Genomic DNA, 22,802 nt, shown 5'->3' with positions numbered 1-22,802 from the left:
CCGCAACCAAATAAACAAACCGTCCGCAAGGGCGGTTTTTTTGTTTGGAAACGGAGACAGGGGAGAGCCTCGCATTCGCGGGGCTTTTTGCGTTCAATTGCTCAACATCATGACCATTTATGACTGGCGCGAAGACTATATCTTCGCTGGTCATGGTAGCTCGTCGTCCTGGCGGACCATAACCTGAAGGTCGCAGGTTCAAATCCTCCGCCGCAACAAAATCACTTCCCGAATGAAACACAAGCCTCGCCAAACGCGGGGCTTCTTGCGTTTTAACCTTGCTGAAACAATGCCCGACAGCCTGGCGAAAGATCCTCTCGACCTTCCGCCATTCCACCCACACATCGTCAGCAACATAACCCATTGGCAAAAGCGGCAAAGCAGCAGACGAAAAACAAAGAAGCAAACCGTCCGAAAGAGCGATTTTTTTGTTTGAAACCCGAAACAGCCGAAACCCTCAAAAAGCTAATATCCAAAAGCGCGCTGCTCAAAGCTCAAGGGCAAACAACACACTGACTTCCCGCAAACAATCAGAAAACCAAGGTACGCCAAAAAATCAAAGTGGACGCGCCTCATCTGGTCTTGTGGCCAAGAAAAACGGACCCTTTCGCGGAGATCGAAGGGCCCGTAATCAGGAAGAATAAGTCAAAATTGCTATTCAAGTGGGTCTTACCGCTTTCGCAGATCTTACCTGCCGGTTTCTTTCCGCCACTCTTCGAACTTCTGCAGGTTTTCTTCCTTGGTGGGTGGATACAATCCGATGATGGCAGCACCCTTGTTGACTTCTTCGAGAACGAAATCCTCGAAACATTCCATGCCAGTGCATTCATCGGCCAGTTCGTCGGCGAGATGAGCGGGAATGACCATAACGCCGTCGCGGTCGCCGACGAGGACGTCGCCCGGGAAGACCGGAGCATCGCCGCAGGAGATCGGGACGTTGATGTCGAGTGCCTCATGAAGCGTCAGGTTTGTCGGTGCGGAGGGCTTGGCGTAATAGGCCGGCATGTCGAGAGCGCCAATGCCCGTGGCATCACGGAAACCGCCGTCTGAAACGACACCTGCAGCTCCGCGCAAAGCGAGGCGGGTGATCAGGATGGAGCCGGCCGTAGCAGCACGAGCATCCTTGCGGGCGTCCATGACCAGCACCCAGCCTTCGGGACAGGTTTCCATGGCAACGCGCTGGGGGTGGTCCGCATTGCGGAAAACCGTGATCGGGTTGCGGTCTTCACGGGCCGGGATATAGCGCAGGGTGAACGCCTGGCCGACCATGTTTTCGCTCTTGGAAGCGACCGGAACGACGCCCTGGATGAACTGGTTGCGTAGGCCGCGCTTGTAAAGGGCGGTGGCAACAGACGCGGTGGAAACCTTTTTCAGCTTTGCGCGGGTTTCCTCGGACAGTACGTAATCGCTCATGAGTTCGCGAGCTCTCTCAGTTTGGCGGTTGATACAAAGGATTTCAGGTTTGCCATCTGGCGTTCCGTGAGGGGCCAGGCAGAGGGCGGCCGGGTTGGGCCGCAATCAGATCCAAGCAATTGAAGCGCGGACTTGACCGCAGTCACATTGGTGCCGCCCATCTCCTCGGCGCGAATGTCTTCAAAGACCTTCATTCCGTCGATGAGCGCCAACGCATCTGCTGTCCTGCCAGCTTCCAGGGCGGCATGGATTTCAAGCGTTCGCTCGGGCCAGACATTGACAAGGCCGGAGGTGAAGCCGCGCGCGCCGACGGCATAGAAAACTGGGGCCCAGACCTCTGCAAGACCGCCGACCCAGATGATATCCGGATTTGCGGCTGCCTTGGCAGCGGCCAGTTTCATGGGATTTGGGGTTGCCCACTTCACACCCTTTACGCCCGGCAATGAGCACAGATCTGCAATTGCACCGGTGCCGATGGCATCGTTGCGCAGGTAAAGCATCATCGGCAATCCGCCAGAGGCGTCACAGATGGCTTGGAGATAGTCCGAGATACCACGAGGGGACACGAAAGGGTCCGGCGGTTGATGGATCATCAGGGCCGCAGCGCCCGCATCCGCTGAAGCCTTGGCGAGGCGGCAGGCATCACGGATGCCACGCCCAACGCCTGCGATGACCGGAGCACGGGAGCCGACCATTGCAGTCACTTCGCGCACCATGAGGCAGGCCTCATCGGTGGTCAGGGCATAAAACTCGCCCGTGTTGCCGTTGACGACGGGTAGATGAAGACCCGCCGTGAGGGCGCGATCTATGATCGGCGCAAGACATTCAGGCGCAACGTCCCCGCTCTCATCGAATGGGGTTACCAGAATGCCGGAAACTCCGGTCAATGCCTGCGTCAAGTCCATGATCTTGCCTTGTCAGAGGACTGGAAGGCCCAGGCTTCCCAGTCGGGATCTCAGAAGATGTCCGGCTCGCCTGCGGAACGGCCGAAGTCGGATTGCAGGAAATCAAAGTCGCATCCCTGATCGGCCTGTGTCACGTGCTTTGAGAACATGTATCCGTAACCGCGCTCGAAACGCGGTTGCGGCGCCTGCCAGGCGGCGCGGCGGCGTTCCAGTTCAGCCTCGTCAACCAGCATGTCCAGCGTCCGGTTCGGCAGGTCGAGACGCACGATATCTCCGGTCTTCAGCAAGGCCAGAGGGCCACCGACATAGCTCTCGGGAGCCACGTGCAACACGCAGGCACCATAGGACGTTCCGGACATACGAGCGTCCGAGATGCGGAGCATGTCACGATACCCTTGCTTGATCAGCGCCTTGGGGATGGGCAGCATGCCCCATTCGGGGAAACCCGGTCCGCCGAGCGGGCCAGCGTTGCGCAAGACCATGACGTGATCCGGGGTGATGTCCAGGGTTTCGTCGTCGACTGCCTTCTTCATATCCGGATAGCTGTCGAAGACCAGGGCCGGTCCTTCGTGAACATGGTATTTGGGATCACAGGCTGCCGGTTTGATCACGGCCCCGTCCGGACAGAGATTGCCGCGCAAGACGGCCAGAGAGCCTTCCTGATAGACCGGGTTGGACAGGGGGCGGATGACGTCGTCATTGTAGACGACAGCGCCTTCCAGGTTCTCACCCATGGTCTTGCCGGTGACGGTCAGTGCGGAAAGATCGAGGCGGTCCTCGATCTGCTTCATCAGGGCGCGAAGGCCGCCTGCGTAGAAGAAGTCTTCCATCAGGTAGTCCTTGCCCGAAGGGCGGACATTGGCGATGAGCGGAGTGATCCGGCCGAGTTCGTCCAGGTGATCGAGCGTGAGGTCGACACCGGCCCGCCGGGCCATCGCGATCAGGTGAACCACCGCATTGGTGGAGCATCCGGTGGCCATGGCGACGACCGCAGCATTGCGGCAGGCCGCTTCCGTTATGATCTGATCGGGGGTGAGGTCTTCCCAGACCATGTCGACAATCCGCCGGCCGCAATCGGCCCCCATGCGCTGATGGTTGGCATCTACGGCCGGAATGGAAGAAGCGCCGGGCAGTGTCAGACCCATGGCATCGGCGATCGCGGTCATGGTTGAAGCTGTGCCCATCGTCATGCATGTGCCGGCAGAGCGGGCAATGCCGCCCTGAACGCCCAGCCATTCCTCGTCGGAAATGTTGCCTGCGCGGCGCTCGTCCCAGTATTTCCAGGCGTCAGATCCGGAGCCGAGGATTTTGCCCGCGTAGTTGCCGCGGAGCATTGGTCCGGCCGGAAGATAGATCATTGGAACGCCGGCGGAGATTGCCCCCATGACCAGCCCCGGCGTTGTCTTGTCGCAGCCGCCCATCAGCACCACCCCGTCGAGCGGGTGGGACCGGATCATCTCCTCCGTCTCCATGGCGAGCATGTTCCGGTAGAGCATGGAGGTTGGCTTGGTGAAGCTTTCATCCACGGATAGCGACGGCATTTCGACGGGGAAGCCACCTGCCTGAAGCACGCCGCGCTTCACGTCCTGAACGCGTTCCTTGAAATGGGCGTGACAGGTGTTGAGCTCCGACCATGTGTTCAGGATGCCGATGACGGGCTTGTCCCGGAAATCCTCTTCGGAATAGCCCAGTTGCATCATGCGCGACCGGTGGCCGAAGCTGCGGAGGTCATCTGGCGAGAACCAGCGGGCGGAACGGAGATCCTGGGGCTTCTTCTGGGGCATCGTCTTATCCAGTGAACGCGAATGTAAGCCAAATGACAAAGAGGGTGAAAAGTGCCCCGAAAAGCTCGGGCCAGTTTCCGAATTTGTGGTCGCGGTTTTCTTCCGCCTCGAAGGTCTCAGGAGCCATGTCCTCGTCCTGGCGCGTGAGGTCGTGGTCGCTTGATTTCATCGGAACCTCCTCAGTTCAGCATGGACGGCAGCCAGAGGGCCAGATCCGGGAAGAACAGGACCAGGAACAGACCGACAGCTTGCAGGGCAATGAAGGGAAGAACGGCGGCGAAGATTTCCTGCAGCTGAATGTCCTTGGGAGCGACTGACTTCAGGAAGAAGCAGGCGGGACCAAAGGGCGGCGACAGGTAGTAGATCTGGATGTTCATGGCGAACAGCACACCGAACCAGACCGGATCGAAGCCGAGGTCGACAACCACCGGGGCGAAGATCGGCACGGTGATGAAGATGATGGCGATCCACTCAAGGAACGTGCCGAGCAGCATAACGATCAGCATCATGACGACAATCACCATGATGGGCGCGATATCGAGAGAGGTCAGCAGACCCCGGAGGAATTCACCACCGCCGATCCGGTTGTAGATGCCGATCAGGGAGATTGCGCCCAGCACCAGCCAGATGATGGAACCGACGGTCAGAACGGTCTGACGCATGGCATCCCGGCTCATGGTCCAGGTAAGTTCCTTGCGAAGTGCCGCAACCACCAGAGCGCCCACTGCACCAACGGCTGCCGCCTCGGTGACTGTGGCAATGCCGGAATAGATGACGCCAAGCACCGCACCAATCAGAATGCCCGGAAGAATGACGCCTTTCAGGTATTTCAGACGCTGGAAGAACGGCAGTCCTGTTTCCGGAATGTCATAGATCGGGGCCAGCGCAGGGTTCAGGCGCACGCGGACCAGGATGTATGTGATGTAGAGCGCGGCAAGGATCAGGCCGGGTACGGCGGATGCGGCGAAAAGCTTGGTGATGGAGACCTGGGCCGCCAGACCGTAGACAATCAGGACCACGGAGGGCGGGATCAGGGTCGCAAGCGCCCCTGCCGCACAGATGATGCCGATGGAGAGCTTCCGGTCATAGCCGAGGCGCAGCATCTGAGGCAGCGCGATCAGCCCGAGCATCACGATCTCGCCGCCCATGATGCCGGACATGGCAGCCAGAACCACGGCGACGATACAGGTCTGGACCGCGACGGAGCCACGGAACCGCCCGCCCATGATCGCCATGGAGTCGAACAGGGATTTGGCGATGCCGGACCGCTCCAGCACATTGGCCATGAACACGAAGAAGGGAACGGCGATCAATTCGTACTTGTGCAGCACTTCACCGACATTGGCGGCGACGATGAAGAAGCCCGCACGTTCGCCGAAATAGAGGATTGCCGTCGCAAGGGAAACCGTGAGGGTGGTTACCCCGAGCGGCACGCCAAGGGCCATGAGCGCCAGAAGCGAGGCGATAATCGCCAGGGTGATGAGTTCAATGCCCACCGTCTAACTCCCCTTCGGTGCGCTGAAACCAGCGGATGATATTGGCCAGCAACTGCAGGAGGTAGAGCGCGCAGCCTGCGACGATCAAAGCCTTCAGGTAGGCGGGCTGGATGGAATTCAGCGCGGTGCCCGAGTGTTCCATGCGGGTGACGGCCTTTACTGCAGGCTCCCACAGGGCAAGGGACAGGATCAGGATTGCTCCGCTGGCGATCAGCATCTGAATGAGCCGGAAAACACGCCATACGGTGGGGCTGACAAGTGTCTCCACCATGGTGATCGAGATGTGCCGGTTGCGTTCGGTGACATAGCCGACGGCGAGCACCCAGGCCGACGCACAGAGGGTCATGGCCAATTCGGTTGACCAGACAGTCGGGCGGTCGAAGCCATACCGCATGACGACTTCAATTGCCGAAACCGCGATGCAGGCGAAGAAGAGTACGGAACAGCTTTGTCCAATGAACACGCTGACGCGGTCCATGCCATTGGCGTAGCTCGCAAGAAGGCGGTTCATCGCGATCTCCGGTTGCCGGGCTGATGGGAAAGATTTGAAGACAGCCACCGCCAGAGAGGCGGTGGCTGTTGAAGCCGGAAGGCTTATTTCTTGAAGAGACCGATTTCGGTCATGTAGGCGACGTTGGCGTCGAACGCTTCCTTGGCGAGCGGGGACTTTTCGGCGAAGATTTCCCACTGCTGGCGGGCAACCTCACGCAGCTTGTCACGGTCTGCCTGAGCCCAGTCGACGACCTCGATCTTGCCGGCGGCACTGTCCCGGGCTGCGAGCTCGGCGTCCTTCTTGGCCACTTCATCGGTCATTGCGGTCATGGCATCATACCACCAGGTCCGCAGGGCCGTCTGGTCGGCCTCGGAAAGGGCGTCCCATTTTTCCTTGTTGATGGTGAACTGCATGGATGGCATGGAGTGGATGCCCGGATAGAGCGGGAAACGTGCCACATCGTGCAGGCCGGTTGCGTCGTTGTTCACGTAGGCCGATGCATCTGCGGCATCGACGATGCCCTTTTCAAGCGCACCGTAAACTTCGGAGAAGGGGATCGAAACGGGCGAAGCGCCTGCGGCCTGGAACACGGCGGCAGCAAGACCTTCGGGAGAGCGGATCTTCTTGCCCTGGAGATCTTCAAAAGTGCGGATCGCAACGCGGGCCGGAAGGGATTCGCGCGAGTAGGGGCCGCAGGCCACGACATGAACTTCGCCGTTCGAGATTGCGTCGGCGGCTTTCTGCATCACGGCCTCACCGCCGCCATCCTTGCAGAAGCCCAGCATCTGAGCCGGAGTGTCATAGCCGGAAATCAGGTCGCCCAGAATGGCGAAAGCGGGTTCACGGCCGGCAAAGTAGTTCACGGAGGTGAAGTCACCATCAAGAACGCCTGCGGAAACTGCGTCAGGCGTTTCCTTTGCCGGCACGACGGCGCCGTTCGGCATCAGGACGATTTCGATGCGGCCTTCGGTCATTTCCTTGATCTTCGGAAGCCAGTTGTCGGTGATGAACTGGGTCGAAAAATCACCGGCGTTGAATGATGTCTGGATGTTGAAGGTTTCTGCCTGTGCGGATGTCGCCAGCAGGGCAACGGACGCTGCCAAAACGGCTTTCTTCGTCAAATTCATGTTTTCCTCCCAAAGGTCTCTTACGGGATCCTCAGCCCGTTATCTGATGTACTAATATATTAGTGCATGAGCGTCAAGGATGACCTATATTGGGAGAAGACGAATTCGGCGTATGTTTGGACCTGATGACACTGCAGAGCATGGAAATCGACGCGGACGGACAATGGATGGCCGATCCGGCACGCAGCCCCAAAATCAGGCGGATCTCCGCCAGCGAGCAGATTCACTCTGCCTTGCGGGAACGCATTGTCGCCCTGGAATTGGCACCTGGGCGCGGATTGTCCCGGCAGGAAATTGCGGAATATTACGGTGTGAGCCAGACACCGGTACGCGACGCCATGCTGAAGCTCGAGGAAGAGGGGCTTCTGACGGTCTATCCGCAATCGAAAACCGAAGTTTCGAAAATCGACATCGTTCATGCCCGGGAAACCCAGTTCCTGCGTCTCTCGCTGGAGCTGGAGGTCGCCCGCAAGCTGTGCCTCGCCGGACCGGACTCCGTTGCGGAAGCCAGGAAGATCCTCATGCTTCAGGAAGAGGCGGTCGGAGAAGAAGGCCTTGAAAGGTTTTCACGTCTCGATTGGCACTTCCACCGTGCCCTGTGCGAGGCAGCAGGTGTGGTCAATCTCTGGAGCCTGATAACATCCCGTTCCGGGCACATAGACCGGCTTCGCAATCTCAATCTTCCCGACCCCGGCAAGCCGGCGAACATTCTTCACTATCACCAGCTGATCCTGTCAGCGATCGCAGCAGGGGATGTGGCGGCCACCGAAGCTGCCGTCCGTGGTCATCTTGGCGGGACATTGTCTCAGGTCGAAGACATCATCGCCCGCTACCCTCAATTCGTCTGAACTCTGGGCAAAAAAAATCCCTCCGGCAGAACCGGAGGGACAGGACCGCCGCATGCTGCATGCGGCGTTGGGGGTTCTTGAGTGTCAGACACGCTCGAGGGCAATGGCGATACCTTGGCCGACTCCGATGCACATGGTCGACAGGGAATACTTGCCGCCCTTGGCCTTGAGTTCGAGCGCTGCAGTTCCGGTGATACGTGCGCCGGACATGCCGAGCGGATGGCCGAGTGCAATTGCGCCGCCATTCGGGTTCACACGGGTATCATCATCCGCAATCCCGAGAGCGCGAAGCGTCGCCAGGCCCTGCGAGGCAAAGGCCTCGTTCAATTCGATCACATCGAACTGGTCCTGGGTCATGCCGAGGCGTGCCATCAGCTTTTGAGAGGCCGGGGCCGGGCCGAAGCCCATGATGCGCGGGGCAACACCCGCCGCAGCGCCACCAAGAACGCGGGCAATCGGTGTCAGGCCATATTTCTTCACGGCTTCGGCCGAAGCCAGGATCAGGGCTGCTGCCCCGTCATTCACGCCTGAGGCATTGCCGGCGGTCACCGACCCCCCCTTGCGGAACGGTGCCTTGAGGCCCGCCAGGGCTTCCAGCGTGGTTTCGCGAGGATGTTCGTCCTTGTCGACGATCTTCGGATCGCCCTTGCGCTGGGGGATCGAAACCGGGGTGATTTCGCTGGCAAGGCGGCCGCTTGCCTGAGCCTCTGCCGCCTTTTGCTGGCTGCGCAGGGCGAAGGCATCCTGGTCTTCGCGGGAGACGCTGAAGTCCTCGGCGACGTTCTCTGCCGTTTCCGGCATGGAGTCGACGCCATACTGTTCTTTCATCAAGGGGTTGATGAAGCGCCAGCCAATGGTGGTGTCGTGGATTTCTGCCGTACGGCTGAAGGCGCTTTCGGCCTTTGGCATCACGAAGGGAGCGCGGCTCATGCTTTCCACGCCGCCTGCGATGATCAGCTCGGCTTCACCGGTCTTGATGGCACGGGCTCCGGTGATAACCGCATCCATGCCGGAACCGCACAGGCGGTTCATGGTGGTGCCGGATACCTCGACCGGAAGGCCAGCCAGAAGGGACGACATGTGGGCAACGTTCCGGTTGTCCTCGCCCGCCTGGTTGGCGCAGCCGAAGATCACATCGTCAACAGCGGCCCAATCGACGCCGGTGTTGCGGGCCATCAGCGCTCGCAGAGGAATGGCACCGAGATCGTCAGCTCGGACAGACGACAGGGAGCCGCCAAAGCGTCCGATTGGCGTGCGGATATAATCGCAAATGAACACGTCGGTCATATCAGAGCTCCGGAACGATGAGGTCGGCCGGCTGGCCATCAAGATGCAACTTCGCACCGGTCTGGGCCTGAATGTCTTCCAGACTAAGGGCGGCGAGCTTTTCGCGCAGCACGAAATGCCCGTTCTCGATATCCACGACGGCGAGCGACGTGTAGACGCGGGTGACGCAGCCGACGCCGGTCAGCGGCAGGCTGCAGCGTTCCACCAGCTTCGGCTTGCCATCCTTGGTGACGTGATCGGTGATGACGGCAACGCGTTTTGCGCCATGCACCAGATCCATCGCACCGCCGACAGCCGGAACGCCCTTGGGGCCCGTGGACCAGTTGGCGAGGTCGCCGGTCTCGGCCACTTCATAGGCACCAAGAATGGCGACATCCAGATGGCCGCCGCGCACCATGGCAAAGCTGTCTGCATGGTGGAAGAAGGCTGCGCCCGGCTTCAGGGTGATGGCCTTCTTGCCGGCGTTGATCAGGTCCCAGTCCTCTTCCCCGGCTGCCGGGGCCTGGCCGAAGCCAAGCACGCCATTTTCCGTGTGGAAGATGGCCTCGCGGCCTTCTGGCTGGAACTTGGCAACCATTTCCGGAAAGCCGATGCCGAGGTTCACATAGGCGCCGTCGGTGATGTCCTGCGCCGCGCGCCAGGCGATCTGCGCATTTGTCAGTTTGGTGGTCATGATCACTGCGCTCCGGGATAATGGGCTTCTGCGCGGTTCAGCGCTTCTTCCTGCTGCGGGTCGCGGACTTCGACCACTGCATCGACGAAAATGCCCGGAGTAATGACGGCTTCCGGGTCGATCCCGCCTGCGTCAACGGCCTGGCTGACCTGAACGACGGTCTTCGCAGCGGCCATGGCCATGATCGGGGAGAAGTTGCGGGCTGCCATGCGGTAGGTCAGGTTGCCGTGGGCGTCGCCTGTCTCAGCCTTGATCAAGGCGAAATCGGCTTTCAGCCAACGCTCCTGGACATAGGGGCGTCCATCGAATTCGGCGACCGGCTTGCCCTTGGCAAGGTCCGTTCCGTAGCTGGTCGGCGTATAGAAGGCAGGGATGCCTGCGCCGCCCGCACGGATCCGCTCGGCCAATGTGCCCTGGGGCACGAGCTCAAGCTCGATTTCTCCCGCCAGATAGCGCTCGGTGAAGACACGCGGATCAGCGGAGCGGGGGAAGGAGCAGACCATCTTCGACACGAGGCCCTGTTCGATCAGGGCGGCAATGCCGACATGACCGTTGCCGGCGTTGTTGTTGATGATGGTCAGGTTCTTCGGGCTGCCGGTCGCAAGAAACCGGTCGATCAGGGCATGCATCAGTTCGATTGGCGCGCCGGAGCCGCCGAAACCACCGATCATGACTGTCGCGCCATCGGGAATATCTGCCACGGCTTCGGTAAGCGTGGCGATGCGTTTGTCCATGATGTCCTCCGCGGAATTGGTGACCGGACCCTAATCCTGCGCCGGCTTCCTTGCGACGGGATTTGTGCAGATATTGACTTTTGTTTGCATGGTGATGATTTCTGTTCGCATGTTGAACAAAACGGATTTCATTGGCTCGCTGGCAAAGGGCCTCAAGGTGATCGAGGCTTTCAGGGCGGAGCGCCCGCGGCTGGCGATTTCCGACGTGAGCGAGATCACCGGGCTCGACAGGGCGACGGCGCGGCGGTGCCTCCTGACCCTGCACGAGCTGGGCTATGCCGCCTATGATGGCAAGTTCTTCACGCTCACGCCGCGCATCATGCGTCTGGGCATGGGCGCACTGGCGGCCTTGCCTTTGGCGCAGATGGTGCAGCCCTGGCTTGATCAGCTATCCGAACAGATCGGGCAATCCACGTCCGTATCTATCCTGGACGAGAACGAGATCGTCTATATCGCCCGTGCCGTTCAGCGCCGGGTGATGTCGATTGGCCTGATGCCCGGTTCGCGGTTGCCTGCTCACAGCACGTCCATGGGCCGCGTGCTCCTGTCCGGCCTGCCGGAAGCCGAAGCGCGGGCGTTGATTGAATCCTCCGACCTGACGCCGCGTACGGCCTTCAGTCTGACGGATCCGGAGGAGATCATGAAGCGGATTGGTCTTGTGCGCGAGCAAGGATACGCGGTGATCGATCAGGAGGTGGAGAGTGGCCTGAGATCCATCGCCGTGCCTCTTTATGGCAGCAGCGGCCGAATGGTCGCGGCCTTGAATACAGGCGTTGCGGCGGTCCAGGCAGAAGCCGGGGATCTTGTGCCGCTTTATCTTGCCGCGCTTCTCAAGGTGCAGGACGGTCTTCGAAGAGTTCTGCGATAGGATTTGCGTCCGGCTTTGATCCCGCGCCGGACGCAAGACGTGCTCAAGTGCGAAGAGCCGGAAGACCGACGCCGGTGCTTTCGAAACCGCCATCGGAAGCGATCACCTGGCCGGTGACGTAGCTTGCCTTGGCAGAGCAGAGGAAGACGATCACCTCACCGATTTCCTCTTCGGAACCATACCGGTTGAGCGGAATGGCGTCGTGATAGGCGGCGATGATCTCCGGCGTGTGGACAGCCATGGCCAGCTTCGTGCGCACCGGGCCCGGGCAGACGCAATTGGCGCGGATGCCGTATTCACCCAGCTCTGCCGCCTGCTGCTTGGTCAGATGGATGACGCCTGCCTTTGAGGTGCCATAGGCAACACGCAAGGTCGAGGCGCGCAGACCGGAGATCGAGGCGATGTTGACGATGGCGCCTTTTGTCTCCTTCAGAGCGGGAACGGCGGCCTGGGTCATCAGGAAGACACCATCCAGGTTGGTTTCCATTACTCTGCGCCAGCGGGCAAAGTCGGTTTCCTCGATCGGGCCGAAGTCGGCAACGCCTGCGTTGTTGACCAGCGCATCAATCCGGCCAAAGCGGGCGAGCACGTCCTTGAAGAGCTGGTCGACGGCATCGGGAATGGACACATCACACACGAAGGTTTCAACGCCCTGAAGGTCGGCGGCTGCCGCCTCCAATGCGGGAACGTCCCGGTCGATCATGGCCACCTGCCAGCCTTCGCGCAGGAAAAGCCGGGTGGTGGCAAGGCCGATGCCCCGGGCCGCGCCGGTCACGAGAGCAAGTTTCTGTGTCATGGGAAGGTGGTCTCCAGAAAGATCAGAGTGAGGCATTGCCCATCAGGATGGACATGCCGCCATCGACGGGAAGATCGGTGCCGGTGATGAAACCGGCCGCATCGGACGCAAGAAACAGCGCGGCCTCTGCCACATCCCAGCCGGTGCCCTGGCGCTTCATCGGCACCTGTGCAGCGCGTGCTGCGGCAACGGCAGCCGCATCGGTCGAGGTGGCAACGTGGGCCAGAACATGCGGCGTATCGATCATGCCGGGAACGACCGTGTTGGACCGGACGCCCCGGGCCGCGTATTCGGCGGCGATGCTTTTCGAAAGGCGGCTGAGCGCTGCCTTGGAGGTCTCATAGCCGACATAGGGGTAAGGGCCATTGAGATGGGCTGCGAGCGTCGTGATGAACACGATCGCGCCGCCTCCGTCTTTCTCCAGGACGGGCAGGGCTGCCTTGGTGATGTGGAAGGCCGCATCCAGATTGACCGTGAAGACCTTGCGCCAGTCTTCATAGCTCGTCGCCTCCAGACCGCCGCGCGTGCTGATCCCGACGTTGAAATGCAGGATGTCGAGACCGCCGAAATGGTCATTTGCCGCAGAGATTGTTGCTTGCGCAGCCGCAGGGTCGGTCATGTCGCCGACGAAGCTTTCGGCGGTGCCGCCTTCGCTGCGGATCAGGGCAACAGTTTCCTCGGCGGCTGCCTTGTCCCGGTCGACGGCGAGAACCCTGCCGCCTTCCCGCGCATAGAGAACCGCGGCTGCCTTGCCATTGCCCCAGCCGGGGCCGACAGAGCCTGCGCCAATCACGGCGATACGTTTCCCGGCCACTCTGCCGGACTTGGAGGTGGACGTCATTGCATCACCAGGTTTGGAAGCCAGAGCGCGATTTCAGGAAAGGCGATGACCAGGCCAAGAAGTACAAGCTGAACAAGAACAAAGGGCACGATGCCGCGATAGATATCGCTCATGGTCAGCATGTTTCCGGCCGCCCCCTTCAGATAGAACAACGCGAAGCCGAATGGAGGCGTAAGGAAGCTGGTTTGCAGGTTCAGGGATACCAGAATGGCAAACCAGTAGATCATCTGCGTCTTCTCGACATGGTCGCCAAGGTCCATCAGCGCCACCACAGGGGCGAAGATCGGCAGCATGATCAGGGTGATTTCGATCCAGTCGAAGAAGAAGCCCATGATGAAAATCATGACCATCATCGACATCAGCAGGCCCCAGTCGCCCAGGGGCAGGGCACGGGCTGTTTCAACGATGAAATGCTCGCCGCCGACTTTCCGGAAGATGTAGGAAAAGGCCGTCGCACCTACGAAGATGAAGAACAGCATGCCGAGGGAGACGACTGAGCCGTCCATGGACTCTTTCAGAGCCTTCATGGAGAGCCGCCCCCGCAGGAGCCCGAGCAGAAGGGCTGCGGCGACACCGACACCGGAGGCTTCGGTCGGTGTTGCGACGCCGCCAAGGATCGAGCCGAGGACGGCGATGATCATGATCAGTGGAGCGACGACGGACTTTGCCGTTTCCAGCCAGAGCCCTTCGGTTTCCTCTGCTGTGGGAGGTGGTGCCTTGGGTGCGAGCGACGGCTGAAGGAACGAGCGGACGACAATGTAGACGACGTAGCAACCTGCCAGGAGAAGGCCCGGGAGGAGGGCGGCAACGAACAGGCGGCCAAGGGAGACCGACAGGAGATCTCCCATGAAGACCAGCATGACCGATGGCGGAATGAGAATGCCGAGCGTTCCGGCCGAGGCAACGGTGCCTGCGGACAGACCCTTGTCATAGCCGCGTTCGATCATCGTCGGAATGGCGAGCATGGTCAGCATCACGACAGAGGCGCCGATGATGCCGGTGGCTGCGGCCAGGATCGTTCCCATCAAAATGACGGCGAGGGCGAGACCGCCGGGGATGGCGCGCATCAGCCGTTGAAGGGTCAGAAGCAGATCTTCCGCGATCCGGGTCTTTTCCATGATCAGCCCCATGAAGATGAACATGGGAGCTGCGACCAGAACCGCATTGTCGATGGTGCCGGAGAAGATCCGGTTCGGCAGAAGCGTGGCGTGAACCAGCTTCATGTCACCGGTCCAAAGGGCGAGAAGGCCGAAGACGAGACTGATGCCCATCAGCATGATGGCGACCGGCGCTCCGGAGAAGAGCAGCACGATCAGCGACAGGAACATGGCACCCGGCAGGATGGAGGAGACGAGCTCGAGCATGGCTTATCGCTCCCAGGGGTCTTGCAGGAGATCTGGACGGCGCAGGGCGACGATGGCCCTGAACAGCACGGCCAGTCCGCCGGAAATGGTCAGGATGGAGCCGATGGGGATCATGGACTTGATGATCCAGCGGTTCGGCAGGCCGACGCCGCCGGGGCTGCCTTCGCCGCGTTCGAAGGCGCGCAGGACGAAGTCATAGCCAAACCAGGTCAGCAGCAGCATGAAGGGAATGAGGAAGGCCGCAATGGCGAAGATTTCGATCCAGAGCTTGGTATTGCGTTGCATGTTGGCGGAAAAGACATCGATCCGCACATGGGCATTGGCAAGATAGGCCCAGCCGAAACACAGCACGGCAATTGTGCCATGGATGTGCCACTCAAGCTCCTGGAGCTTGAAGGAACCCGTTGAGAAAAAACGCCGGCCGACCACGTCGTAGATGATGACCGCCATGAGGACCAGCAGCAGCCATCCGCACAGACGGGCGGCAAGACGGCAGGGTGTGGCCAGCAAATCTGATAGCCGCAGCAAGGTGTTCATTGGATCTACCTGAAAAAGTGAAAAGGGGGCCGGAAGCAGCATTGCTCCCGGCCCTGCGGATCACTTGAGATAGGCGAGGTCAGACCAGGTCTTGAACGTCGCGCGGAAGTTGCTCAGGCTCTCCCAGGCGCGCTTGAAGTCCGGATCGGCTGCGGCCTGCTCGGCGGCAACTTCATCCCAGGCCTTGCTGAAGGCGCCCATCATCTCGTCATTCCACTGATGAACCTGAACGCCTGCAGCCTTCAGGTCTTCCAGCGGCTGAAGCTGCTTGGCTTCGCCTTCCGCTGCCGTCATGGCGACATTGGCCTGGCAAGCGGTCTGGATGACGGTGCGCTGCTGTTCGCTCAGGCCGTCCCAGACGTCCTGGTTGGCAATGAACGTGATCAGTGAAGTCTGCTGGTGCCAGCCGGGGAAGTAATAGTGCTTGGCGTATTCGTTCATCCCGACCGCCTTGTCGATGAGCGGGAAGGACACTTCCGCTGCATCGATGGTGCCGAGGCGCAGACCGGTCATGGTGTCGGCAACCGGCATGGACTGGGCTTCCACGCCCAGCTTGCCCATGACCGCGGCGCCGAGACCGAAGATGCGCATCTTCACGCCCTTGAGGTCTTCAGGCTTGTTGATTTCCTTGGCAAACCAGCCGGAAGCTTCAGGAACCAGAATGGCGCAGAGTTCGGTATGAATGTTGTACTTGGCGGTAATGTCCGCCCAGACTTCCTTGCCGCCGCCGTAGTACCACCAGGCCGTATAGGCGCGGATGTCCGGGCCGAAGGGCACGGCGGTGAAGATTGCAGCCGAAGGAATGATGCCCTGGGCAAAGCCCGGGCTGTACCAGCCGGCGTCAACGGCGCCGGTGGAAATCGCATCCCACATCTCGTTGCCGCCGACGATTGCGCCGGGTTCGTTGAACTCGATCTTGAGCTCGCCGTTGGTCAGAGCTTCGACCTGCTTCGTCAGATTGATGCCGCTGTCTCCCAGGAGCGGCAAGGACGACGGGTAGACGCTCTGCATGACAAGCGTCTCGGCCGAAGCGGAATAGGTGAGAGACAATGCCGCAGCAGCGGCAAGGGCAAAAGTCTTCATATGGTTTCCTCCCAACGCGCGTTCATCGTCGTGACTTAGCCTTCTCAGAAGGCGTATATCCATATAGTGGATGTATGCGCTGGATGAAGCGTAACGTCATCTGACAAGAAATGTAAGAGAAAAACGCCATTCTATTGCGCATTTTGAAAATTAGCTTCAGAATGCCATCAATTGGCAATTGGAAATATCCATAATATGGATACTGCGACGCAGCAAAAATCAGGTGATGCAGCGGGGGCTCAGAGCGTCGACAGGGCGTTGGGCTTGCTGTCTGCGCTTGCCCGCTCGGGTGGAAAAGCTGTCCCGATCAATATCTTGGTGGAGGAGAGTGGTCTCAGCCGTCCTACGGTGCGGCGCATGCTGCTAGCGCTCATTCGGGCAGGCTTCGTCGAGCAGGATGAAGCCAAGCGGACCTATGCGCTCGGGCCTGAAAGTTACGTCATCGGTCTGATGGCCAGCCGCCGTTTCAACCTGCTTGATCTGGCAATGGACAGTCTGATTGCTCTGTCGCGGGACAGCGGCGACACAAGTTTCCTCTCCATCCGGCGCGGATCTCATTCAATCTGCCTGCACCGGGAGGATGGACCCTATCCGATCCGCACCCACGCGCTTCAGGCGGGGCAGCGCCATCCGCTTGGCGTTGGCGCGGGAGCCATGGCGATCCTTGCCGCTCTCGGCGAGCGCGAGGGGGAAGAGGTCATTGAGGATACGGCCGAGCTGTTGGCCAGTGACTATCCGGGCTATTCCCCGGCCTTGCTACGGGAGCATGTGCAGGAGACGCAGGCCCGGGGCTGGTCGGTCAATCCGGGTCTTTATCTGCCGAACTCCTGGGCGCTGGGCATCGCCATCCTCGGTCCGGGAGGAGAGCCGATTGGTGCTCTGTCCGTGGCGGCCATCGATACGCGGATGACGCCTGAGCGCCAGCAGCTAATTGCAGATCTCCTGAAGCGGGAGAAACGCGTGATCGAACGGAAACTCAACAGAAAGCTCGATTTCAACAGTCCAAGCTCGGCTTAGCTGAAGGGACTGGTGCGGGAGGAGGACAAATGGAACACGCACAGATCGTGGGCTGGGCTCACACCAAGTTCGGCAAGTCCGAGACGCCAGGCCTGGAGGGGCTGATGGCGGAGGTGGTGCCGGCAGCACTGGACCATGCGGGGCTTGGCGCTGAAGATGTCGATGGCATCTTTGTCGGTGTCTTCAACAATGGCTTCTCGCCGCAGGCATTCGAAGGGGCCTTGGTGGGCATGGCAATGGATGGCCTGCGCAATGTGCCTGCAGCCCGGCTTGAAAATGCCTGTGCCACCGGGTCCGCAGCGCTTTATGCAGCCATGGATTTCATCGCCGCCGGACGCGGCAAGGTTGCCCTTGTGGTTGGCGCCGAGAAAATGACGGCCGTTCCGACGTCCCGGGCCGGGGACATCATGCTCAGCGGCTGCTACCGGGCCGAGGAAGACCAGGTGGAAGCTGGCTTTGCGGGAATCTTCGGCAAGATCGCCCAAACCTATTTTCAGGAAAACGGTGACCATTCCGAAGAGCTGGCGATGATCTCGGCCAAGAATCATCGTAACGGTCTGCTGAACCCTTACGCCCACATGCAGAAGGATTTTGGGGTTGCGTTCTGCAACACGGTTTCCGACAAGAACCCGCTCGTCGCGGGCCCCTTGCGGCGGACGGACTGCTCGCTCATTTCTGATGGGGCTGCGGCAATCGTGGTGGCCGCTCCTGAAGTTGCCGAAACGCTGAACCGGGCAATTGCCTTTCGCGCACGCAATCAGGTGAATGATGTACTGGCACTTTCACGGCGGGATGTGACCGAATTCCGGGGCGCACGCGGTGCCTGGAAAGCTTCTCTGGAAGAGGCTGGGCTGACCCTGGATGATCTCGACATGGTCGAGACCCATGACTGTTTCACCATCGCTGAGCTTCTGGAATATGAGGCCATGGGTCTTGCAGAGCGTGGCCAGGGTGGTCGGGTCATCCGCGACGGCGTCACGACCAGGGATGGCAAGCTCCCGGTTAATCCGTCCGGCGGGCTCAAGTCGCGGGGGCATCCCCTGGGGGCAACCGGTGTTTCCCAGCATGTGATGGCCGCCATGCAGCTCGCAGGCGAGGCTGGTGACATGCAGCTGGACAATGTCCAGCTTGCTGGCGTCTTCAACATGGGCGGCGCCGCCGTTGCCAATTATGTGTCCATTCTGGAGCGAGTGAAATGAGTACGCAGACCCCCAATAGGGACATGGCCCTTCCCTGGTCCACCCGCACCACCAACATCGCTCATTTCCTGACCCGCAATGCACGCCGTTTTGCGGATCGTCCGGCCATCATCTGGGGAGACGACACCTGGACCTGGGCAGATCTCGACAAGCGTGTGTCCGCTCTCGCCTCGGTGATGCGGGAGAAATACGGTGTCCGGCATGGCGACCGCATTCTGGTGCAGTCGCCGAACAACAACCAGATCACCGAAGTGATGCTGGCCTGTTTCCGGCTCGGCGCTGTCTGGGTTCCGTCCAACTTCCGCCAGGGGCCGGACGAGGTCGCCTTTCTGGGTCAGAAGGCGGAAGCGGCCCTGATGGTCTGCGAGGCAGGATTTCCTGCACATGCAGAAGCTTGCAAACAGGCCATTCCGGGCCTTGCCGGCGTGATTTCCATCGGTGTTTCGCAGTTCGGTCCTTCTTACGAAGACCTGATTGCCGGAGCCCTGGGCGTCGATGTGCCCAATGCGGATGTGGACCGGGACGACCCTTGCTGGCTGTTCTTCACCTCCGGCTCGACGGGGCGCCCGAAGGCCGTGGTTCTGACCCATGGCCAGCTGACCTTCACAATCGTCAATCACCTGAATGATCTCCTGCCGGCCTCGACGGTGGATGATGTCAGTCTGGTCGTTGCGCCCCTGTCTCACGGGGCGGGCATGCACCAGCTCAACCAGATCGCCGTGGGTGCCGTCAGTGTGCTGCTGCCTTCCGGGCGGTTCGATCCGGCCATGGCCTGGCAGATCGTCGAGCGCCACAAGGTGACGAACATGTTCACCGTGCCGACCATCGTGAAAATGCTGGTCGAGCATCCCTCGGTCGATGAGTTCGACCATTCCAGCCTGCGCTACGTCATTTACGCCGGTGCGCCCATGTACCGGGAGGACCAGAAGTTCGCCTTGAAGAAACTGGGCAAGGTGCTGGTTCAGTATTTCGGGCTTGGGGAGGTTACCGGCTGCATCACCGTTCTTCCCAGACAGGATCATCACATCGAAGATGGTCCGCAGGCCCGAGCCGGAACCTGCGGCATTGAGCGCACGGGACTTCACATCAGCATTCAGGATGACGACGGCAATCATCTGCCGGCCATGGCCAGCGGCGAGATCTGCGTGGCAGGTCTGGCGGTTTGCGCGGGCTATTACAAGGATGATGAAGCCAATGCCAAGGCGTTCCGGAATGGCTGGTTCCGTACGGGGGACCTTGGCCACATGGATGCGGAGGGATATCTCTACATCACGGGCCGGGCGTCGGACATGTATATCTCCGGCGGCTCCAACGTCTATCCGCGCGAAATCGAAGAGCTGCTTCTGACCCATCCGGCCTTGAAGGAAGTGGCAGTGCTGGGCATCCCGCATCCGAAGTGGGGGGAAGTCGGTCTCGCGGTTTGTGTCGCTGAAGAGGGGCACAGCCTCACCGAAGAGGAGTTGATGGGCGTGATTGCGGGCAAGCTTGCGAAATACAAGCTGCCGAACCATTTCGTCTTCCTCGATGAGATGCCCAAGACCGGCTATGGCAAGATCACCAAGAAGCTGGTGCGCGAAGAGCTGACGGCGCGGGGCCTGATGCCGGATGCAGGGACTGCCTCATGAGCCGTTCACACCTCATCCAGCATCCAGGACCGAAGACCTCGCCCCGCCGTCATGTTGTCCGGGGACTGTCCGCGCCATTGGCCTTCGAGCTGCCGGAAGGGATGACCCTGATGGCTGCCGTGGCTGCCGCCATGGACAAGGCGGGGTGTGACACGGCCGTGATCCGGCTCGATGGCCTGAAGATCGGTCCCTATAACTATGTCATGCCCGACAAGTCTCCCGATGACGAGCATGTGGCCTGGTACAGCCAGACCCACTCAGGTGAAGAGGCTGTGCTTCAGCAGGCAACGGCCATTGTCGGCCGGCGCAGTGGCGACTGGTTCCTCCATTGTCATGCCTATTGGGAAGACAAGAAAACCGGACGTCATGCCGGTCATCTGCTGCCCGATCAGGTCACGGTTGCAGCCAATTTCAAAGGGTCCGGTCACGGTTTTGTCGGTGGGTGTTTTGATGTCACGGCGGATGCCGAGACGAATTTCTCCTTCTTCCGGCCCAAGCCGCTGGTCGCCGCACCCCGGGTGAACGCGGCTATCGTCTGTCTTGCACCTCATGAGGATCTGGTGACTTCGGTCGCTGAGCTTTGTGCCGAACTGGGGTTCAGCAATCCCGAGGTGCTTGGGATCGGCAGCCTGATTGGTGCAGACTTCAGGGATGCGCCTTCCATGGCATCGCCAATCTCCGAAGTGCTGCTCCTGAAAGGCGCGAAGGGCGGGGGCTCCGGACAAGAGCCGCTTCTGCCCATGTTCTGCGTTGATCCGGACGGCAACTTCTTCGAAGGCGATCTCATCCGTGGTGGCGCACCGGTCTGCGTGACTTTCGAAATGATCCTTATCGGGGAGTAGATCCCGGTCCTTTGCCGGATTCGGAAGTCCATACCCGACGAAGGATCGGAGCCTGCAGATTTAGCCATGGCGCTTCTGGACAGAACCACGTTGCCCTCCATGTTAAGGCAAAGCGTGTAGTCTGCTTTTAGTGCCAGGCCCGTCTTGGGCTGCCCGATCAGAAGGGGAGTGGGACCGATGGCTGTAGCGGTGATCCTTGGAGCCTCCGGCGGCATCGGCGGTGCGCTCGAAGCCCGCCTCCGGCAGACGCGGCCAGACCTTGCGGTTGTCGGTCTGAGCCGGAAGACGACACTGGCGTTTGATGTGGGCAAGGAGGAGACGGTCGAGCAGGCAGCGGCCTATTGTTCCTCTCTCGGCCCTCTCGAACTTGTCGTGAATGCAACGGGCATTCTCTCGACACAGACAGCAGGGCCTGAAAAGAGCTGGCGATCCATTGATCCGGCCGAAATGATGGCGGTCTTCCAGGTGAATGCGATCGGTCCGGCGCTGGTGATGAAACACTTTCTGCCGAAGCTCAGCCGCGAAGGGCGGGCGGTTTTCGCCAATCTGTCTGCGCGGGTCGGCAGCATTGGGGACAATCATCTGGGTGGCTGGTACAGTTACCGGGCCTCCAAGGCTGCGCTCAATCAGCTTGTCCACACAGCATCTGTCGAATTGCAGAGAAGGAACCCGCAGGCGATCTGCGTCGCCCTGCATCCGGGAACGGTTGCCACCAATCTGTCCGAAGGCTTTCAGGCCACGGGGCTTGAGGTGCAGGATCCGGCAACCGCAGCGGCCCGGATCCTGAAGGTCATTGAGGGCTTGCAGCCGGAGCAGACCGGCGGCTTTTACGACCATCACGGCAAGGTGATCCCCTGGTAGGGGCTGGCGGCCGCGTTTTGCAGCCGCCCTGCCATGCGCTCAGCTTTCAGGCGTCCACAGACGCTTGAGGTCGAAGGCATGGATGTCCTTGAGCAGATCGACGAAGGCATGGGCCGCGCGGTCGAGAGACTGGCGTCCCTTGTCGGCCGTGGCGTTTGCGGCATTGCCGAGTGCGCCCTTGGCACCCAGATCCTGAGCCTTCCAGCCGAACTGCTGTGCACCGTGACCGCGCAGGTATTTGAACTCCTTGATGAAGTCCTGCTGGGCCGACTTGAAATCCTCCGCCAGATCCATGCGCACCAGTTCCGGATGGAGATGCAGCATGATCGAGGTTTCCACATCGCCGCCATGAATGCCGTAGGTGAACTCTTCTTCGGGGAAGAGACCTTCCGGCTGGCCAAAGCGGGACCAGGCGGTGGCCGTGACCAGCATCTCGTGCTTCACACGCAGTTCACGGGCGACAATGTCGATGATCGGCACGTTGCCGCCATGAGAATTGATCAGCACCAGCTTGCGGATGCCGGCGCGGGCTACGCTTTCGCCGATCTCTATCCAGGCCCGGGTCAGGGTGTCCCAGTTGAGGGTCAAGGTGCCGGGGGAGGAGATATGCTCGTTGGACTTGCCGATGGCCTGGGTCGGCAGGAAGGTTGCGGGCAGATCATCGGGCAGGAGTTCCAGCACGCGGCGGATCTGGCCTTCAGCGATTGCGGTGTCGGTGAAGACCGGCAGGTGAGGGCCGTGCTGCTCGATGGCGGCAACGGGAAGGATCGCAATCCAGTCGCGGGCAGAGGGATCCCGAAAATCGAGGGTGGTCATCTCATGCCAGTAGCGGCGCGGCAACGCAGTCATTGTCAGGTCCTTTGGTCTGATTTGTCCGTACCTTAGCGTGGCTTTGCCGATGCCGTCAGTGCGAAAATTTAGGCATCTGGCACTGCGCCTTCACGCAAAGCTGATCGGCGGGTTAAGGCCTGTTAACGAATCGATAGGGCCGATCGGCGATACTTTTCGC

General features: G+C 60.4%; 23 protein-coding genes. 7 read left to right on the top strand and 16 right to left on the bottom strand.

What is annotated here, in order from left to right:
* Window positions 1-687: 687 nt before the first annotated feature.
* The 7 genes from BUA94_RS13680 to dctP all read right to left on the bottom strand — a co-directional run bounded on the left by BUA94_RS13680 (window position 688) and on the right by dctP (window position 7,218).
* Window positions 688-1,413: a ribonuclease activity regulator RraA gene (locus BUA94_RS13680; RefSeq protein ID WP_073013702.1), complete on the bottom strand. Its 726-nt coding sequence runs from the start codon at window positions 1,411-1,413 to the stop codon at window positions 688-690.
* The gene (locus BUA94_RS13675) at window positions 1,410-2,318 is read right to left on the bottom strand and encodes a dihydrodipicolinate synthase family protein (RefSeq protein WP_073013701.1); all 909 of its coding nucleotides are present in this window, start codon (window positions 2,316-2,318) and stop codon (window positions 1,410-1,412) included. The genes BUA94_RS13680 and BUA94_RS13675 overlap by 4 nt, the downstream gene beginning before the upstream one ends.
* Window positions 2,319-2,368: 50 nt before the next feature.
* Window positions 2,369-4,102, bottom strand: coding sequence for an L-arabinonate dehydratase (gene araD / locus BUA94_RS13670; protein ID WP_073013700.1), 1,734 nt, complete (start codon window positions 4,100-4,102; stop codon window positions 2,369-2,371).
* Window positions 4,103-4,106: 4 nt separating this feature from the next.
* Complete coding sequence (locus BUA94_RS23600) at window positions 4,107-4,271, bottom strand: hypothetical protein (protein ID WP_175558038.1); 165 nt, start codon at window positions 4,269-4,271, stop codon at window positions 4,107-4,109.
* Between the two features lie 10 nt (window positions 4,272-4,281).
* Window positions 4,282-5,598 carry a TRAP transporter large permease gene (locus tag BUA94_RS13665; protein ID WP_073013699.1) on the bottom strand — a complete coding sequence of 439 codons (1,317 nt, stop codon included), beginning with the start codon at window positions 5,596-5,598 and terminating at the stop codon, window positions 4,282-4,284.
* Window positions 5,588-6,109 (bottom strand): TRAP transporter small permease subunit, encoded by a 522-nt coding sequence (locus tag BUA94_RS13660; RefSeq protein WP_073013698.1) that lies wholly within the window; start codon window positions 6,107-6,109, stop codon window positions 5,588-5,590. The genes BUA94_RS13665 and BUA94_RS13660 overlap by 11 nt, the downstream gene beginning before the upstream one ends.
* Window positions 6,110-6,192: 83 nt before the next feature.
* Window positions 6,193-7,218, bottom strand: a complete 1,026-nt coding sequence (gene dctP / locus BUA94_RS13655; RefSeq protein WP_073013697.1) for a TRAP transporter substrate-binding protein DctP — start codon at window positions 7,216-7,218, stop codon at window positions 6,193-6,195.
* Window positions 7,219-7,343: 125 nt separating this feature from the next.
* On the opposite strand from dctP, the gene BUA94_RS13650 reads away from it, so the two are divergent.
* Entirely contained in the window at window positions 7,344-8,066 is a 723-nt protein-coding gene (locus tag BUA94_RS13650) for a GntR family transcriptional regulator (protein WP_084082030.1), read from the top strand.
* 84 nt (window positions 8,067-8,150) lie between these two features.
* Here the strand turns inward: BUA94_RS13650 and pcaF are convergent, their stop codons facing one another.
* Genes pcaF through BUA94_RS13635 form a run of 3 tightly spaced genes read right to left on the bottom strand, consistent with a single transcriptional unit; the run spans window position 8,151 to window position 10,760 of the window.
* Window positions 8,151-9,353, bottom strand: a complete 1,203-nt coding sequence (gene pcaF, locus BUA94_RS13645; RefSeq protein ID WP_073013696.1) for a 3-oxoadipyl-CoA thiolase — start codon at window positions 9,351-9,353, stop codon at window positions 8,151-8,153.
* A gap of 1 nt (window position 9,354) precedes the next feature.
* A complete protein-coding gene (locus BUA94_RS13640; protein ID WP_073013695.1) occupies window positions 9,355-10,026 on the bottom strand; it encodes a 3-oxoacid CoA-transferase subunit B in 672 nt (223 codons plus the stop codon).
* 2 nt (window positions 10,027-10,028) lie between these two features.
* Complete coding sequence (locus tag BUA94_RS13635; RefSeq protein ID WP_073013694.1) at window positions 10,029-10,760, bottom strand: 3-oxoacid CoA-transferase subunit A; 732 nt, start codon at window positions 10,758-10,760, stop codon at window positions 10,029-10,031.
* A gap of 109 nt (window positions 10,761-10,869) precedes the next feature.
* Between BUA94_RS13635 and BUA94_RS13630 the strand changes: the two genes are divergently transcribed.
* Complete coding sequence (locus BUA94_RS13630; RefSeq protein ID WP_073013906.1) at window positions 10,870-11,628, top strand: IclR family transcriptional regulator domain-containing protein; 759 nt, start codon at window positions 10,870-10,872, stop codon at window positions 11,626-11,628.
* A gap of 43 nt (window positions 11,629-11,671) precedes the next feature.
* Here BUA94_RS13630 and BUA94_RS13625 read toward each other — a convergent pair whose 3' ends face one another.
* Genes BUA94_RS13625 through BUA94_RS13605 form a run of 5 tightly spaced genes read right to left on the bottom strand, consistent with a single transcriptional unit; the run spans window position 11,672 to window position 16,249 of the window.
* Window positions 11,672-12,424 (bottom strand): SDR family NAD(P)-dependent oxidoreductase, encoded by a 753-nt coding sequence (locus tag BUA94_RS13625; RefSeq protein WP_073013693.1) that lies wholly within the window; start codon window positions 12,422-12,424, stop codon window positions 11,672-11,674.
* A gap of 22 nt (window positions 12,425-12,446) precedes the next feature.
* A complete protein-coding gene (locus BUA94_RS13620; protein WP_073013692.1) occupies window positions 12,447-13,265 on the bottom strand; it encodes an SDR family NAD(P)-dependent oxidoreductase in 819 nt (272 codons plus the stop codon).
* Window positions 13,262-14,629, bottom strand: a complete 1,368-nt coding sequence (locus BUA94_RS13615; protein ID WP_073013691.1) for a TRAP transporter large permease — start codon at window positions 14,627-14,629, stop codon at window positions 13,262-13,264. The genes BUA94_RS13620 and BUA94_RS13615 overlap by 4 nt, the downstream gene beginning before the upstream one ends.
* A gap of 3 nt (window positions 14,630-14,632) precedes the next feature.
* Entirely contained in the window at window positions 14,633-15,166 is a 534-nt protein-coding gene (locus BUA94_RS13610) for a TRAP transporter small permease subunit (protein ID WP_073013905.1), read from the bottom strand.
* 60 nt (window positions 15,167-15,226) lie between these two features.
* Window positions 15,227-16,249 carry a TRAP transporter substrate-binding protein gene (locus BUA94_RS13605; protein ID WP_073013690.1) on the bottom strand — a complete coding sequence of 341 codons (1,023 nt, stop codon included), beginning with the start codon at window positions 16,247-16,249 and terminating at the stop codon, window positions 15,227-15,229.
* A gap of 195 nt (window positions 16,250-16,444) precedes the next feature.
* Between BUA94_RS13605 and BUA94_RS13600 the strand changes: the two genes are divergently transcribed.
* From BUA94_RS13600 to BUA94_RS13580, 5 genes are all read left to right on the top strand, one after another.
* The gene (locus tag BUA94_RS13600; RefSeq protein WP_073013689.1) at window positions 16,445-17,266 is read left to right on the top strand and encodes an IclR family transcriptional regulator; all 822 of its coding nucleotides are present in this window, start codon (window positions 16,445-16,447) and stop codon (window positions 17,264-17,266) included.
* Between the two features lie 29 nt (window positions 17,267-17,295).
* Window positions 17,296-18,465 (top strand): acetyl-CoA acetyltransferase, encoded by a 1,170-nt coding sequence (locus BUA94_RS13595; RefSeq protein WP_073013688.1) that lies wholly within the window; start codon window positions 17,296-17,298, stop codon window positions 18,463-18,465.
* Entirely contained in the window at window positions 18,462-20,090 is a 1,629-nt protein-coding gene (locus tag BUA94_RS13590) for an acyl-CoA synthetase (protein ID WP_073013687.1), read from the top strand. The genes BUA94_RS13595 and BUA94_RS13590 overlap by 4 nt, the downstream gene beginning before the upstream one ends.
* Entirely contained in the window at window positions 20,087-20,932 is an 846-nt protein-coding gene (locus BUA94_RS13585; RefSeq protein ID WP_084081995.1) for a hypothetical protein, read from the top strand. The genes BUA94_RS13590 and BUA94_RS13585 overlap by 4 nt, the downstream gene beginning before the upstream one ends.
* A 177-nt stretch (window positions 20,933-21,109) precedes the next feature.
* Entirely contained in the window at window positions 21,110-21,793 is a 684-nt protein-coding gene (locus BUA94_RS13580) for an SDR family NAD(P)-dependent oxidoreductase (protein WP_073013686.1), read from the top strand.
* Between the two features lie 39 nt (window positions 21,794-21,832).
* On the opposite strand, the gene BUA94_RS13575 is transcribed toward BUA94_RS13580, so the two are convergent.
* Window positions 21,833-22,642: a creatininase family protein gene (locus BUA94_RS13575; protein ID WP_073013685.1), complete on the bottom strand. Its 810-nt coding sequence runs from the start codon at window positions 22,640-22,642 to the stop codon at window positions 21,833-21,835.
* Between the last annotated feature and the right edge of the window lie 160 nt (window positions 22,643-22,802).

Origin of the sequence: Roseibium suaedae (assembly GCF_900142725.1) — a bacterium.
Lineage (GTDB): Bacteria > Pseudomonadota > Alphaproteobacteria > Rhizobiales > Stappiaceae > Roseibium > Roseibium suaedae.
Note: the sequence above shows the minus strand (reverse complement) of the source record. Positions and strands in the feature narration are given on the sequence as shown.